The sequence below is a fragment of the Microvirga sp. RSM25 genome (genome assembly GCF_044784385.1).
GTDB lineage: Bacteria > Pseudomonadota > Alphaproteobacteria > Rhizobiales > Beijerinckiaceae > Microvirga > Microvirga tunisiensis.
In genome coordinates, this window is the sequence record NZ_CP173039.1 from 5,063,895 (window position 1) to 5,078,878 (window position 14,984).

The following is a 14,984-nucleotide window of genomic DNA, read 5'->3' on the forward strand; positions in this document are numbered from 1 at the left end:
CTTGTGTTCCCACGCATGTGCCGAGAGGTCGTGGCATGATCCCCATCAGCGGAAGTCCCGGGTCGCCACCTTGATGACCGCTTCGTTTACGAGATCCGGCCTATCAGACTTTGTCTGCTCGCTAAACTCCTGTGTGCCGCTGCGGAGCCAATCGCGCGTTCCAACCCTTGCCTCGTCACCTCGTCCATAGGGTAGCCGCAGAGACTGATCGCGATCCGCCACGGAGCGCAGGAGATCCGACAGGTCGATGAAATGCTCTGTGATGAGGTGGGTGATGCCGCCCTCACGTTGAAGCCGGCCGCGGCACCCGATCATGCCGGACGAGAGGATCAGCCGCCGATGCTTCTCGAACACCGTGGACCAGATCACGAGATTGGCCACATCGGTTTCGTCCTCGATGGTCATGAACGTCACGCCCTTGGCGGAGCCGGGCTTCTGACGCACGAGGACAAGACCCGCCACCGTGATACGCTGCCCATCCCGGAGTTGGTGAAGATCGGAGCAGGACAGGATCCGGCGCTCGGTCAGTTCCTGGCGCAGGAAGAACAGCGGATGCCGGCGCAGTGTCAACCCGATGGAGCGATAGTCCTCCACGACTTCGCGGCCTTCGGTCATGGGAGCGAGTTCGATCTCGGGCTCGATCACCTCAGGTTGGATTGTGCGCTCGCGCTTGTCCGCGGCAGCGAACAGCGGCAATACCTCGTCCGCCATGCCTTCGATGGTCCAGAGCGCTTCACGCCGGTCGTCACCTAGAGAGCCGAAGGCGTCGGCCTGAGCAAGGTGTTCAAGGGCCGCCGCAGGAAGACCAGCACGCCGCCGGAGATCCTCGATCGAGGAGTAAGGCTGCTCCGCCCGGGCGATCGAGATCATGGCGGCATCCGTATTGGAGAGACTATGAACCATCCTGAGGCCGAGGCGGACGGCCAGCCGCCGCGGGTTTCCGGTCGGCTCTAGGGCGCAGTCCCAGCGCGAGTGGTTGACGTCGACAGGACGTACCTCGATTCCATGAGCCTGTGCATCCCGCACCAGTTGAGCAGGCGCATAAAAGCCCATGGGCTGGGAATTGAGGATGGCACAGCAGAACACGTCCGGGTGGTGGCATTTCATCCAGGACGAGGCATAGGCGATCTTGGCGAAGCTCGCGGCATGACTTTCCGGGAAGCCGTACGAGCCGAAACCTTCGAGCTGTTTGAAGGTGCGTTCGGCAAAGGCCGCGTCGTAGCCGCGAGCGGTCATGCCTTGGATCAGCTTGTCGCGGAACTTGGACACGCCGGCCGTCAACTTAAAGGTCGCCATGGCGCGCCGGAGCTGGTCGGCTTCGGAGGGAGTAAAACCTGCACATTCGATGGCCACCCGCATGGCCTGCTCCTGGAACAGAGGCACACCGAGCGTCTTGTCGAGCACGCGCTTGAGCTCGGGCCTTGGATACTCAGGCTCCTCGCGTCTCTCGCGGCGGCGCAGGTACGGATGCACCATGTCGCCTTGGATCGGCCCCGGACGCACGATCGCGACTTGGATGACGATGTCGTAGAAGGTCTTTGGCCTGAGGCGCGGCAGCATCGCCATCTGGGCGCGGCTCTCGATCTGGAACACGCCGACCGTGTCAGCTTTCTGGATCATCGCATAAGTGGCTTTATCCTCGCTCGGGATCGTCGCGATGTCGACGTCCTCGCCCTTGTGCTCGCGCAGCAGATCGAAGGCACGGCGCATGCAACCCAGCATCCCTAAGCCCAGCACGTCGACCTTCATGAATTTCAGGGTGTCGATGTCGTTCTTGTCCCATTCGATGACCTGGCGGTTTTCCATCGCGGCCGGCTCGATGGGGGCAAGATCGTCGAGACGCTCCTCCGTCAGCACGAAGCCACCCGGGTGCTGCGAGAGGTGGCGCGGCGCGCCGATGAGCTCTGAGGCGAGCTCCAAGGTCATGCGCAGGCGCGGATCGTCGAGGTTGAGGTTGAGCTCCTTTGCCTCCTTGTCCGAGACGCCATCATTGCCCCAGCCCCAGACAAGGCCGGAGAGACCGGCTGTCACATCCTCGGGGACACCGAGCGCCTTGCCGACCTCGCGCACGGCGCCTCGGGCGCGGTAGCAGGAGACAACAGCGGTGAGTGCTGCCCGATGGCGGCCGTAGGTGTCGTAGATCCATTGGATCACTTCCTCGCGCCGCTCGTGCTCGAAGTCGACGTCGATGTCCGGTGGCTCACGTCGCTCCTGGGAGACGAAGCGTTCGAAGAGCAGGTCATGCTCGGTGGGATTGATCGACGTGATGCCGAGCACGAAACACACGGCGGAGTTCGCCGCCGAGCCGCGCCCCTGGCATAAGATGCCCCGCGATCGGGCGAACGAGACGATGGCGTGGACGGTGAGGAAGTACGGCGCATATCCCAGCTCCTCGATTAGGCGTAACTCATGGCGGCAGGTCGTCGCGACCACATCGGGAATGCCATCTGGATAGCGCTTCCTTGCCCCCTCCCAGGTCAGGCGTTCCAGCTTCTCCTGGGCGGTCTCGCCGGGCTCCGTTTCGGACGGGTACTGGTAGCGCAGTTGGTCGAGGCTGAACGTGCAGCGATCGAGGACTTCATGCACATGCCGGAAGGCCTCGGGATGTCGCTCGAACAGACGTCCCATCTCGACCGGATCCTTGAGATAGCGGTCGGCATGCCGTTCCAGCCGGTAACCGGCCTCGTCGATGGTGCAGCCTTCACGAATGCAGGAGACGACATCCTGCAAGCGGCGGCGGTCCGGGTGATGATAGAGCACGTCGCCCACGGCGATCGACGGCACTCTCGCTGCCTGTGCCGCCTGCTCGATGGCATGAAGGCGCAGATGCTCGTTGGGCGCAAAGCGCCGGATCAGTGCCATGTAGGCACGGTTGCCGAAGGTGCTCTTGAGACGTGCGAGGTTTTGATCGATGACAGCATCCGCTTCATCGCCCAGGAGAATGGCGATCAGGCCTTCGTTCCAGGCTGCCACGTCATCCCAGGCAAGATGGCACTGCCCCTTGCCGCCGCGGCTCTTGCCGATGCTGAGTAGCCGGCATAGGCGCGAATAGGCTGCCCGATCCGTCGGATAGACGAGAAGCGACGTGCCATCAATGAGATCGAGCCGGCAACCCACGATAAGACGAACGCCGGTCTCCCGCGACGCTTCGTATGCGCGCACGATGCCGGCCAGCGAGTTGCGGTCGGTGATGCCCAGCGCCGTGATGCCCAGAAGCTTCGCCTGCTCGAACAGCTCCTGCGGGCTCGAGGCGCCGCGCAGGAACGAGAAATGGGTCGTGACCTGGAGTTCAGCATACATGCGAGGGGTGGTCGTCCATCATGAGAAGAAGCCGTGCATCCACCAGCGTCCGCCTTCGGCGGTGGGTGCATCGCGGAAGATCCAGTAGCGCCCGCCTTGCTCGGTCTCGACGCGGTAGTAGTCCCGGGCGAACGAACCCTTGTCGCCGTTCCACCATTCCGGCGTGATGCGCTCAGGGCCATCGGCCTTGGCGACGGAGTGGCGGACCTTGCGCCAGACGAAGAAGCGTGGAGGATGATCCGGGAGCAGGGCAGTGGCCACCACGGGCTCGGGCGGATTGAGCAAGCGCGTGGGCCGCGGCAGGTTCTCCGGCCAGACTGCACCTGTCGGCGGCGCGAGTGCCGGGATCCTGCGTGCCATGCGCTCAGGCACGAGACTCTGAACGGGTGCAAGACGGTAGACCTTCTTCAGGCCGATGCGAGCGCCGAGACGGTCGACGAGCTGGCCCATATCCGCGTTGCCAGCGTCCTCATCACCGAGGCCTTGCGCCTGGACCTGCGTCTCCGTCAGCGGCTCGATCTTGCTGGCGACAAGGACAACCTCCTCGATCCCGAACCCGGGATCGATCGTTTGCAGCCGCTCGTCGAAGAGTTTGGCGAGATGCGTCGCATCCCGATTGGCCCTGGCGGTGCCGACGCGCAGGCAGGCGCTCTTCTGATCGACCCGCTGGACAAGGAGGTCGAGCCGGCGCGCCCCTTTCCCGCGGCGCTCCAGTTGCCGGCACAGATCTGTGGCAAGGCGCAGCACCACGCGGTTGAGATCCTCAAGCCGGCCGATGGGCTCCGCAAAGGCAAGAGACGCGGTCGGAGTGTCCTTGGGGATCGTCGGCGTGATGGGCTCGAACTCATGGCCAAGAGCCTGATCGAGGCGCAACGCCACATCCCGGCCGAAGCGCCGGACCAGAGGCGCGCGCGGCATGGCAGCCAATTGACCCACGCGCTCGATGCCGAGCCGGTGCAGGGCGCTGAGCTTGTCCGGGGCGATCCGCAAGGCCCGGATCGACAGGGTCGCCACCGCGTCCACGGTCCGGCCTGTCGGGACGACACCGCCGGCTCCGTAGCGGACGACGGCCCAGGCGGCTCCCGGGACATCGGCGACGGCCGCTTTGGCAGCGATCCCCTGCCGCGTCAGGCGGCTGATCAGATCCCGGAGCAATTCTTCCTCGCTGCCGAAGAGATGCGCCACGCCGGCAATGTCGATCCACAAGCCATCGGGAGGATCGAGCGCCACCACGGGCGAGTAGCCGATGGCCCAGCGCGCCAACTCCCGCAACGAGGCGTCGTCCTCGTCCGGGGTTGCCTCGACCATGTGCAGGTTGGGCACCAAGGCCTGTGCCTGAGCGAGCGCCATGCCGGTGTAGAGGCCGAGTTCTTGCGCAGCCGCACAGGCCGCACGCACGACGCGGCGTGACCCGACCGTGTGCACGGTCACGAGGGGCTCATGACGCGGTGGCTCGCCGGTCCGCCGCCTGATCCGATCGGTCGGCCAGGTCGGCAGGTAGAGCGAGACGACCCTTCGCATCGCAGGCCTCCAGAATCCAGGTACGGGGTTCGGCGCCACGGCAGCGCAGGAGCTCGACGTGCCAGCGTTCCCGTCCAAGACCGGGAGCGGGCATAAGTTCGGATAAGGCAGGAGCAATCCGCCAGCGTGTGACGGCTGCAGTTGGCAGATAGACCAGATCCTTCTCCGCCAGAGTCCACCAGCGCCGGATCACCAGGGCAGTGACGCCCGTGGCTTCAGCCGCCAGTTGCAGACGGCGCGAGGCGGTCAGGCCGAGGCGCGTGACCTCGCCGACAACGGCCGCCAGCCCTTTCTCGCGCAGGCCTTCTTCGATGAGCGGCAGGATCTCTCCCTCGCGCTCCGCCTCGGCATAGATCACACGGTCTGGGTGCAGGCCGGCGCGCAAGAGGCCGGGCGCGAACAAGTCCCGGCGAGTCAGGCACCAGAGCACAGGCCCCCTGAGGCGGGCTGCGATGCCTGCGGTGAACAGGGTCGTGCTGCCGGCGAACTCAGAGGCGAGCCCCGCCTCGATCATCTCGTGCAGGGCACCCCGGGCAAAGCCGCCTCCTGGCAAATGACCGTCGATCTCGCGAAGACCGAAGGGCAGAGGTTTGATCTTCTGAGAGCCACCTTCGAGCCGGGCAATCCGGTGCCGCAAATCGGCAAGCCTGTCCTGTTGCCCGGCATGCATGATTCCGTGCCTGTTCAAGTTTGTGTCGAGAATGTTCTTATTATGTTCCCATACGGAAATGAGTCAAATGCACGTAGTGGTAGTTGTGAATTTTGGGGAGAAGAATGTTTCGTACAGCCTTGCTGGTCGCCTCAACAAGGGGCAGCTTCTGGCATGAGGCTGACCTTACCCCAATGTCCGATGTTGAAGGGATAAGTGGACCTTCCTAAGGAAAGGAGTGGTCTCTTGTCCCGATCACCGAGATGTGGCTTGCTCGCAGAGCTACGTGAGGACAACAACCTATGCCCGATCTGACCCTGTGGGGATTGTTCATCGTCGCGTCCGTGGTGCTGCTGCTGACGCCCGGCCCGGCGGTGCTCTTTATCGTCGCTCGTTCGGTCGAGCAGGGGCGGGCCGCCGGGCTGGTCTCGGTGCTTGGGATCCATCTCGGCACCATCGTCCACATCACCGCGGCGGCCGTTGGTCTCTCAGCCCTCGTCGTGTCATCGGCGCTCGCCTTCGCGATCATCAAGTATCTCGGCGCCGCCTATCTCATCTGGATCGGCATCCGCACCCTCTTGGCCAAGGACCCTGATCCCGAAGCGCCCGCAGTGCCAACTGAGCCTTTGCGCCGGGTCTTCCGCGACGGTTTCGTGGTCAATCTTTTCAACCCGAAGACGGCGATCTTCTTCCTCGCCTTCCTGCCGCAGTTCGTCGATCCCGCGCGAGGCGCGGTGCATTGGCAGATCCTCATCCTCGGCCTCACCTTCATGGGGCTCGGGATCATGAGTGATGGGATGTTCGCGCTGGTGGCCGGGGCCACCGGCGATTTCCTCCGCCGCAACCGGCGCTTCCTGCGCTTGCAGCGCTGGTTCGCGGGCATCTCGTTCATCGGTCTTGGTGCCACCGCAGCCCTCGCGACGCGCAAGTAACCAGCATCCGTCATCGGTGACCGGACTGACGCGGGTCGACCTAATGTCTGCTCATGACACGCACTGAAGGAGGCCGAACGCCCGCACCTGCGCGGCAAGCGGACCTTTACACGGCTGCGCTTAAAGACCCAATTGACCCGGAACGGACCCTCGGCTCCCGCAAATTTGGGTGCACAGGTTACCGTTCTCAACGCTTGCCTAAGCTGAACACGTGTGCATAGATTTTCATGTGAGGTTTGACGCAAATCCGTCTTTCCCGCACAGCCGTCGAATTCACGCAGAGCATCAATGGACGCGGAGCAAGTCCCAATAGAGGCGCCTTCAGATCGTGAAGATCATCTGAAACGCGACCGCGCAGTGCGTAACTTCGTGACGGCAGAAGACGTGGCCCGCCTCGCCGGCGTCTCCCGCTCGGCCGTGTCGCGCACGTTCACGCCAGGGGCCAGCGTCTCAGCCGATGTGAGGCATCGGGTGCAGGAGGCCGCTAAGACCCTGGGATACCGGGTCAATCGCCTGGCCCGAAGCCTGATCAGCGATCAGTCCAACCTAGTCGGCGTCGTCGGCGCCAATCTGTCCCTGCCCTTCATGGCGCGCCAGCTCGACGAGTTGAGCCGCGCACTTCTTAGGCGCGGCATGCAGTGCCTGCTCCTGAACGCCGCAGAGGCGGAGCAGGGGATCACGCCGCTGATCGAACTCATTTTGGAGTTCCGCGTGCGGGCCATCGTGGTGATGTCCGGCTCGCCGCCCTCGTCCATCATCGACGAGTGCGTGGCCAACGGCGTGCGGGTGATCCTTGTCAACCGGCAGGCCGACGATACCGAAGCGGACACGATTGTCAGCGACGATCTTGGTGGCGCGCGCATCGCGGCCGAGCGGCTCCTCCGGGCCGGGTGCCGGCGCATCGGCGTCGTGGGCAGCGGGGCCCGCACGCCAACCCAGATCCGCCGACGCGTTGCCTTCACGGATTGCATTGAGGAAGCCGGGATCAAGCCCGCTGTCTGGGCATTGAACGAGACCACCTACGAGACCGGCATGGAGGCCGCCAAAGGTCTGCTCGCCTCCCATGACCTTGACGGCGTGTTCTGCGTCACCGATCTCTTGGCGCTCGGCTTTCTCGATGGCGCCCGCGGGATGGGACGGCGCATACGCGAGGATCTCTCGGTCATCGGCTTCGACGATATCCCGCAATCGGCATGGGCTCCCTATCGCCTGACGACTGTCAGGCAGTCGATGAGCGATCTGACCGGATCCGTGCTGGCGGCCATTGAACGAGAGATGCACGGGAAGGGTACGGCCCTCGTGCATGAGATCCTTCCAGTAGAACTCGTCGAGCGGGCGACCGTCCGGTTCAACACCTGATCCGATTGTCCATTCCTTATTCAGAATGCCTCTTGCAAGCTTTGCACACGTGTGCAAAGCTTCCGTGACTTCTCTCCTATGATCCTTAAGCGGCCTCGTCGCGCTGCAGCAGGCTCGGGTTGAAGAGCGCGAGCTGACCGCCCTCCGGCAAGGCCGGACGAGAGCACCCAAAAGTCAGCCGCGGATGGGAAACGCTTTTTGCCGGCACCCGGCTCCGAGAAGGACATGATGGAATGACAAGTTCTGCGGCGCCAGCACAAACCCCATCGAATGGATTTTCTGCAAGGGCTGTCCTGGGCCACCTGCGGCACTTCTTCACCCGGCCGGAACGCCTCCTCGGCATCCTGCTCGCCGTTGTGTTGGGGGGGCTGGTTCTCGTTCCACTGTTCGAGCTGATCCGGGAGACCCTCACTGTTCAGCCCTATGATCGGGCTTATTTGCCCAAAGCCCAGCCGGGCGAGTTCACGCTCTTTCACTACGAACGCGTCTTCGCCGGCCGTCTCTCCTGGGCGATTTTCTACAAGCCCTTCTTCAACTCGCTGGTCACGGCCTTTGCCGCCACTGCCATCTGTCTTGTCTACGGCGCGGGCCTCGCCTGGCTGATCGTGCGCACCAACATTCCGTTCCGGAACTTCCTGCACACGCTGGTGATGATCCCGTACATGCTTCCGTCGTGGGTGATGGCGCTGGCCTGGATCACGTTCTTCAAGAACGACCGCATCGGTGGGGCGTCAGGCGCCTTCGCGTACTTCTTCGGCGTGCAGCCGCCGGACTGGATCGCCTATGGCCCTATCCCGATCATCATCTGCATGTCTCTGCACTACTACGTCTACTCCTATCTCTCGGTGTCGAGCTCGATCACGAGCGTCGACAGCCAGCTTGAGGAAGCAGGGGCGATGGCAGGCCTCTCGCGCCTCAAGCAGTTCCTGTGGATCACTGCGCCACTGTTGCTGCCAGCCATCGGCTCCGCGGTTGTGATGACCTTCATCCGCGTGGTCGGATCGTTCGGCACGCCCGCCGTGCTCGGCATGCCGGTGCGCTATTTCGTGCTGCCGACCCAGATCTATGCCGCCATGGGAACGCGCAATGCGGGCGACGGCTTCCTGCTGGCGCTGGTGCTCGTGGTTCTCGCCTGTCTGTTCATATTCATCAACCAGCGCCTCATCGGTGTCCGCAAGAGCTTTGTGACCCTCTCCGGCAAGGGCTTCCGCAGCAAGGAGATTGATCTCGGACGATGGCGCTGGCCACTCTTCATCCTCGTTATGCTGCTTATGACGGCGGCCGTTGCCTTCCCGCTCGTCCTGCTGATCCTGCAATCGCTGATCAAGACGGCCGGCAACTACAGCCTCAGCAACCTGACCCTGCACTATTGGATCGGCGGGGGAGGCGAGGGTGTTGACCAGCTACAGGCGGCGCTCGTGGACAATGGCAACATCATTGATGCCACCTGGAACAGCCTCAAGCTGGCGTTCCTCACGGCCATGACGACCGGCATCTTCGGCTTCCTCATCGGCTATGTCGTCGTCAGGACCCGCGGCTCGCTTACATCACGTGCCTTGGAACTCGTGGCCTTCCTGCCGTACATCTTCCCGGCCCTGGCCTTCGGCGCAATCTATATCGGCATGTTCGCCCGCCCGTTCGGGCCGATCCCGGCGCTATATGGCACCTTCGCGCTTCTCGTTCTGATCTGCTCGGTCAAGACGCTGCCCTTCACCTCCCGCACCGGCATCGCGGCGCTCCTGCAGATCGACAAGTCGCTGGAGGAGGCGGCCCGCGTCCAAGGCATCGGTTGGTTCCGCCGCATGATGCGGATCATCGTGCCCATCGCCGCCGGCGGTCTTCTGTCAGGCATGCTCCTCAGCTTCATCAGCATCATGCGGGAGCTTTCGCTTATTATCCTGCTTGTCACGCCGTCCACCAACGTGCTCGCCGGCGTCATCTACAACTACCAGAACCAGGACATGCCCCAACTCGTCGGCGTCGCGACCGTGCTGCTCGTCGCCATCGTGATTGTGGTCAACCTGGTCGTCCGTGCCTTCTCAACGAAGGCACGGATCGGAGCAGCCTGACCGCCCCATCCGGATCGACAAAATGAGAAACGAAGGAGGAAGCGCATCATGACACCGACGTTCCGCAGTGCCAAAGCTTGGATCGTGGCCGGAGCCCTGACTCTTGTATTGGCGTCGCCAGCCCTGGCGCAGCAGGCTGATCCCAAGTGGGATTCCTGGCTGCAGAAGAGCCAGCTCGGCCCGTACCAGAAGAACGAGAATTGGGACGAGGTTGTCGCCAATGCGAAGAAGGAGGGCGAGGTCGTTGTCTATTCCTCGTCCGGCACGATGCTGAAGGTGGCCGAGGACTTTGCCAAGTTCTATCCCGAGATTAAGGTCAAGGCCTACGACCTCGGTTCCGAGAAGACCATCGAGAAGGTCGTGCGCGAGCACCAGGCCGGCGTCTACGCGGCGGACGTGATCTATTCGGGCGGGACCGAGCAGATGGTGTTCGACCTGCTCCCCAACCACCGCATCGTCAACTACGTGCCGTCCTATCTGACGGACAGGGTCCCCGCCGAGCACCGCGAACCGCTGCTAACCCATGTGATCGAAGCCTACGGTCTCCTCTACAACTCGGAGGCCTATCCGAAGCCGCCAATCAAGAGCATCTGGGAATTGACCGAGCCGCAATGGAAGGGCCGCTTCTCCATGAAGTCGCCAGCCGGCTCGCTCACCACGTTGATGATGCTAGCCGCTATCGTTGAGCATTCCGAGGAGATGCAGAAGGCCTACGAGCAGCATTACGGCAAGAAGCTCGAACTCTCGTCGGGAGTCGAGAGCGCGGGCTACGAGTTCCTGCACCGGTTGATCGGCAACGACATCGTCATCTCCGACAACAGCTCGAAGATCGCGACCGCGGTCGGTCTTCGCGGCCAGACCAAGCCGCCGATGGCGTTCTCGGTCATCCATTATCTGACCAAGAACCAGAGCGACAACTACGCGAATGCGATCCCCTACGACCTGCAGCCCGCGGCGTTGTTCTCCTACCCGACCTACGTGGCTGTGGCTGGACAGGCACCTCATTCGAACGCAGCGAAGGTTTTTGTGGCGTTCCTGATGGGCAGCAAGGACCTGAATGCCACTTCGGAGCTCAAGCCTCCATTCCGGTCCGGGCAGTCGCTGGAACTCCTGCAGGGCATGGCCGCCTTTTACCAGGTCGGCACCTTCTCCCCGCGGACCGACGTTCCGCCGCCGCCCTACAGCGAGATGTGGCCCAAGGCCAATAAGCTCACAGCATCACCTGAATTCGTGAAAGACAACATCGCGAAGATCAGCGACTTCTGGATGGCCGAGACGAGCCGATAACCCGACCTGAATGGCTTCCGCACGAGAGAGTGCCCATGTCTGAAATTACCCTCAGAAACATCACGAAGTCGTACGGAAGCCATCTGGCCCTTCCGAGTCTCGATCTCGATATCCCGAAGGGCAGCTTCGTGACCCTGCTCGGGCCGTCGGGCTGCGGCAAGACCACGACCTTGCGCGTCATCGCCGGCCTTGAGCAGGCCACCACGGGCGAGGTCGTGCTCGGCGGCAAGACAGTCTACTCCAACCGGACCGGCGTCTTCGTCGCGCCTGAGCGGCGCGGCCTCGGCTTCATTTTCCAGAGCTACGCTCTGTGGCCCAACATGAAGGTCGACAGGAACATCACTCTGGCGCTCTCGGAGGCGAAGCAGCCGGCGCAGGTGGTCAAGGAGCGCCTTTCTGAAGCGCTCGCGAAGGTTCAGCTGACTGGGCTTGCGGACCGCTACCCGTCCGAGCTGTCGGGCGGTCAGCAGCAGCGGGTGGCGGTGGCCCGCCTGATCGCGGCACGCAACTCGATCCTGCTGATGGACGAGCCGCTGTCGAACCTCGACGCGAAGCTCAGAACGGAGATGCGCACCGAGCTCAAGCGACTGCATCGCGAACTGCAGGCCACCACGGTCTACGTCACGCACGACCAGGTCGAGGCGTTGACCATGTCGGACATCATTGTGGTGATGAAGGACGGCGTCATCCAGCAGCAGGGCTCGCCCTACGAGATCTATCACAATCCCGCCAATCTCTTCGTCGCCGAATTCATCGGCGATCCCAGGATCAACCTTCTTGACGGAATTCTGAGCACGTCGGGAGGTGAGCGGGTCGCACGCTTCGAGGGCACGGACATTCCCGCCCCTGCAGGCCTGCAGGGCGCAGACGGCCCAGTGACGTTTGCGATCCGCCCGGAGAACATTGTGATTGTCGAGCGGCAGGGTCCGTTCAGCCTGTCGGCCGAGGTTGACATCGTCCAGCCCACCGGATCGCAGACGATCATCTCGCTCTCGGTCAAGGGGCATCGGGTCACGGCGCTTATTCCACGTTTCGAGACCTCTCTGCCGAAGAAGAACCTCTGGATCGAGTTTCCCGCCGACCAACTCACCTTCTTCGACAAAGGTAGCGGGAACCGGCTCCCGTTGGCGCAAGCTGTCATCGGAGCCTCCCACGCAGCCTGAAGGTGGCCCTCGGCCGGAGGCCGACCAAGGCAGAACCTACAACTGTGCGGGCCGCGCCTCCGAGCGGGTGTTCCGCAACAACAACCGTGAAGTTCAGGATACAAGTTTGATGGTGACCCAGTTCAACTACCCACGTCCCCCGATGAGCCTCATCGTCGAGGACCTTCCGCCATTTGAGGTAAAGCTCTTCGTCGGCGATGCCAATGCGGCGTCGGACAAGGCGTTGCTTGAAGGCAACGACATCGCCATTGTGGTGAACTGCGCCGTCAACTTGGACATCGATTACACGGCTGGAGTCGGAGCCTCCGACATCGCTTCGCCGCATGGTCCGGTTCGGAACTATAAGCTCGGCCTCATCGATGATGCCGGCAATCCGGACACGATGCTGCTGGCCGGCTACTATCTGCTCGACGGCGCCCTGCATCAGCAGCTGCCCGACCGCCACACCTATCCCCACCGCCGTAGAGGCAACGTGCTGCTTCATTGTCGGGGCGGACGCAGTCGGTCAGTGATTCTGGCGGCCTTGTACCTCCACATCAAGTTGATCGACCGTTTCCCGACCCTTGAGGCAGCCATCGATCATCTGCGCATCACCCGTGAACTCCACCCTGATGAGTGGGAAGAAACGCCGAAGCCGATGCTGATCAAGGCCGCACGCAATGCCGCCGCGTGGATCCAGCACATCGAGCGCGAGAAGCATCCGGCGCCACAGCTCGTATCCTCCAGCCAGTAAGCAGGACATCCCATCATGCCAGCCTTCAGCACCGTGCGGGTCGCGGGTCCCACCTCATCCCCAGCAGCGAAATCTGACCTGAGACTGTCCGTTGCATGCGCGGTGGCGCGCGAGGCGGGGGCCTTGGCACGCCGCCGATTCAACGGACGCCCCGGCGCGACGGGCATCAACCTCAAGGGACACCAGGACTACCTCTCGGCTGTCGATGCCGAGGTTGAGGGTCTGGTGCGCGGCCGATTGCTGGAGAGCTTTCCGGACGACTCCTTCTTCGGTGAAGAGGGTGGCGGATCGTTCGACAACAATGTCTGGGTGGTGGATCCGATTGATGGCACGGCGAACTTCGTGCGCGGGATCTCACAGTTCTGCATCTCCATCGCCTATGTCCGTGACGGTCAGACCCAGATCGGGATCATTTATGATCCAATGCACGATGAACTGTTCGCGGCGGAGCGCGGAAGGGGCGCGACCCTGAATGGCGAGCCGCTCCGGGTCAGCGGGCTGGGCGACATGCAGTCCGCCACCATCGAGGCCGGCTGGTCGACCCGGCTTCCCCTCAGCCAGTATGTTGATCTCGTCGGCCGGATCCTGGCGGATGGGGCCGGCGTCCGTCGCGGCGGGTCGGGGGCCCTGGCTCTGGCCTATGTGGCGGCAGGCCGGATCGACGGCTATTGCGAGTTGCACATGAACTCGTGGGATGCCTTGGCCGGAATGCTGTTGATCGAGGAGGCGGGCGGCTGGGTGAATGACTTTCTCGCCCATTCCGGACTGCGCGACGGCAACATCGTGCTCGGCTGCACGTCCAGCCTGATGAGTCCTCTCGTGCGATTGATGGAAATAGCCTGACCCTACTCAGGGTTTGATACGGGAATGCGGCAACCTCCACCCCGGTTGTCACGAGAGGACTTGTGCTCCTCGGAATATTTGAAAGCGGTTCCATATGGTGTTCTCAACCCGTGATGCCGGAGCTGTGGATCAGCTTCTCCGCGAAGCCGCGCGGGTTGAGATCATGCCCCGCTTCCGGAATCTGTCGGCCCAGGAGGTTCGGCAAAAGTCGTCGGCCATGGACCTTGTGACGGACGCGGACGAGGCCGCCGAGCAGATGATCGCCAAGGGGCTGAGGCAGGTCTTTCCACATGCTGTCCTGATCGGTGAGGAGGCCACGGAGCATGACCCGTCTTTGCTGGACAGGCTGGAAGACGCGGACCTTGCCTTCCTGATCGACCCGGTGGACGGCACCAAGAATTTCACTTCGGGTCTCCCGTTGTTTGGGGTGATGGTGGCGGCCGTTATACGAGGAGAGATTGTTGCCGGTTGGATCCATGACCCGGTTGGGGACGACACAGCGATAGCCGTCCGCGGGGAGGGGGCCTGGATCGAGCATCCTAATGGCAAACGCATCGATCTCCGGGTTGCGCCTTCGGTTGCCATCCAGGAGATGTCAGGATGCGCGTCCTGGCATCATATGTCGGAGCCAGAGCGATCCGCTATGGCGGCGAACCTGACGGGTTTCGGGGCCGTTGCATGTTATCGCTGCGCGGCGCACGAGTATCGGATGGCAGCCGCCGGGCATTGCCACTTCCTTGTCCACTCGAAGCTGATGCCTTGGGACCATGCGTCAGGCTGGCTGCTCCATCAGGAGGCTGGCGGCTACTCCGCACGGTTTGATGGATCGCCCTATCGACCCACCCTCAACGAGGGGGAATCATTTGCGCTCCCGATGCGGAAAGCTGGCGAACGATTCATGAGAGACTGTTCGACCCTGCCTAGCCGTTTCAACCCTGTTCTTGTTCACCCTGTCGCTTCGAACCCGACATCCTTCCAAAATTGACCTTTATTGGAACGAGGCTGGCCCAATCCGCTTGGATCGTGTCCTGGAGCAAGTCAGCCATGTGTTGCTCTGCTAAGACTTGTCGAATGTCCGTTTGAGGGTTGATTTCAGTCGAGTAATGCTGGTCGTGGTCTCTGTCGAGA

At 62.8% G+C, this 14,984-nt stretch carries 10 protein-coding genes and 1 pseudogene; 8 read left to right on the forward strand and 3 right to left on the reverse strand.

The window, feature by feature from the left end:
* Positions 1-45 precede the first annotated feature (45 nt).
* The 3 genes from ACD578_RS24055 to ACD578_RS24065 are packed head-to-tail and all read right to left on the reverse strand — an operon-like array spanning position 46 to position 5,491.
* Complete coding sequence (locus tag ACD578_RS24055) at positions 46-3,300, reverse strand: error-prone DNA polymerase (protein WP_404289163.1); 3,255 nt, start codon at positions 3,298-3,300, stop codon at positions 46-48.
* 18 nt (positions 3,301-3,318) lie between these two features.
* The gene (locus ACD578_RS24060; protein ID WP_404289165.1) at positions 3,319-4,821 is read right to left on the reverse strand and encodes a DNA polymerase Y family protein; all 1,503 of its coding nucleotides are present in this window, start codon (positions 4,819-4,821) and stop codon (positions 3,319-3,321) included.
* On the reverse strand, positions 4,739-5,491 hold the full coding sequence (locus ACD578_RS24065; protein WP_404289167.1) for an ImuA family protein: 753 nt from the start codon (positions 5,489-5,491) through the stop codon (positions 4,739-4,741). Before ACD578_RS24065 ends, ACD578_RS24060 begins: the two co-directional genes overlap by 83 nt.
* 281 nt (positions 5,492-5,772) lie before the next feature.
* Between ACD578_RS24065 and ACD578_RS24070 the strand changes: the two genes are divergently transcribed.
* The 8 genes and pseudogenes from ACD578_RS24070 (at position 5,773) to ACD578_RS24105 (ending at position 14,780) form a co-directional block, all read left to right on the forward strand.
* The gene (locus ACD578_RS24070) at positions 5,773-6,402 is read left to right on the forward strand and encodes a LysE family translocator (RefSeq protein ID WP_404289169.1); all 630 of its coding nucleotides are present in this window, start codon (positions 5,773-5,775) and stop codon (positions 6,400-6,402) included.
* A 288-nt stretch (positions 6,403-6,690) separates the two neighbouring features.
* Positions 6,691-7,761 carry a LacI family DNA-binding transcriptional regulator gene (locus ACD578_RS24075; RefSeq protein ID WP_404289171.1) on the forward strand — a complete coding sequence of 357 codons (1,071 nt, stop codon included), beginning with the start codon at positions 6,691-6,693 and terminating at the stop codon, positions 7,759-7,761.
* Positions 7,762-7,994: 233 nt separating this feature from the next.
* Positions 7,995-9,830 carry an ABC transporter permease gene (locus ACD578_RS24080; protein ID WP_404289173.1) on the forward strand — a complete coding sequence of 612 codons (1,836 nt, stop codon included), beginning with the start codon at positions 7,995-7,997 and terminating at the stop codon, positions 9,828-9,830.
* A 48-nt stretch (positions 9,831-9,878) separates the two neighbouring features.
* Complete coding sequence (locus ACD578_RS24085) at positions 9,879-11,117, forward strand: ABC transporter substrate-binding protein (RefSeq protein ID WP_404289175.1); 1,239 nt, start codon at positions 9,879-9,881, stop codon at positions 11,115-11,117.
* A 35-nt stretch (positions 11,118-11,152) separates the two neighbouring features.
* Positions 11,153-12,280 carry an ABC transporter ATP-binding protein gene (locus ACD578_RS24090; RefSeq protein WP_404289177.1) on the forward strand — a complete coding sequence of 376 codons (1,128 nt, stop codon included), beginning with the start codon at positions 11,153-11,155 and terminating at the stop codon, positions 12,278-12,280.
* 109 nt (positions 12,281-12,389) lie between these two features.
* Positions 12,390-13,013 carry a protein phosphatase gene (locus ACD578_RS24095; protein ID WP_404289179.1) on the forward strand — a complete coding sequence of 208 codons (624 nt, stop codon included), beginning with the start codon at positions 12,390-12,392 and terminating at the stop codon, positions 13,011-13,013.
* Between the two features lie 15 nt (positions 13,014-13,028).
* Positions 13,029-13,856, forward strand: a complete 828-nt coding sequence (locus tag ACD578_RS24100; protein WP_404289181.1) for an inositol monophosphatase family protein — start codon at positions 13,029-13,031, stop codon at positions 13,854-13,856.
* 94 nt (positions 13,857-13,950) lie between these two features.
* Positions 13,951-14,780: pseudogene (locus ACD578_RS24105) on the forward strand (inositol monophosphatase family protein).
* The last annotated feature ends 204 nt before the right edge of the window (positions 14,781-14,984 follow it).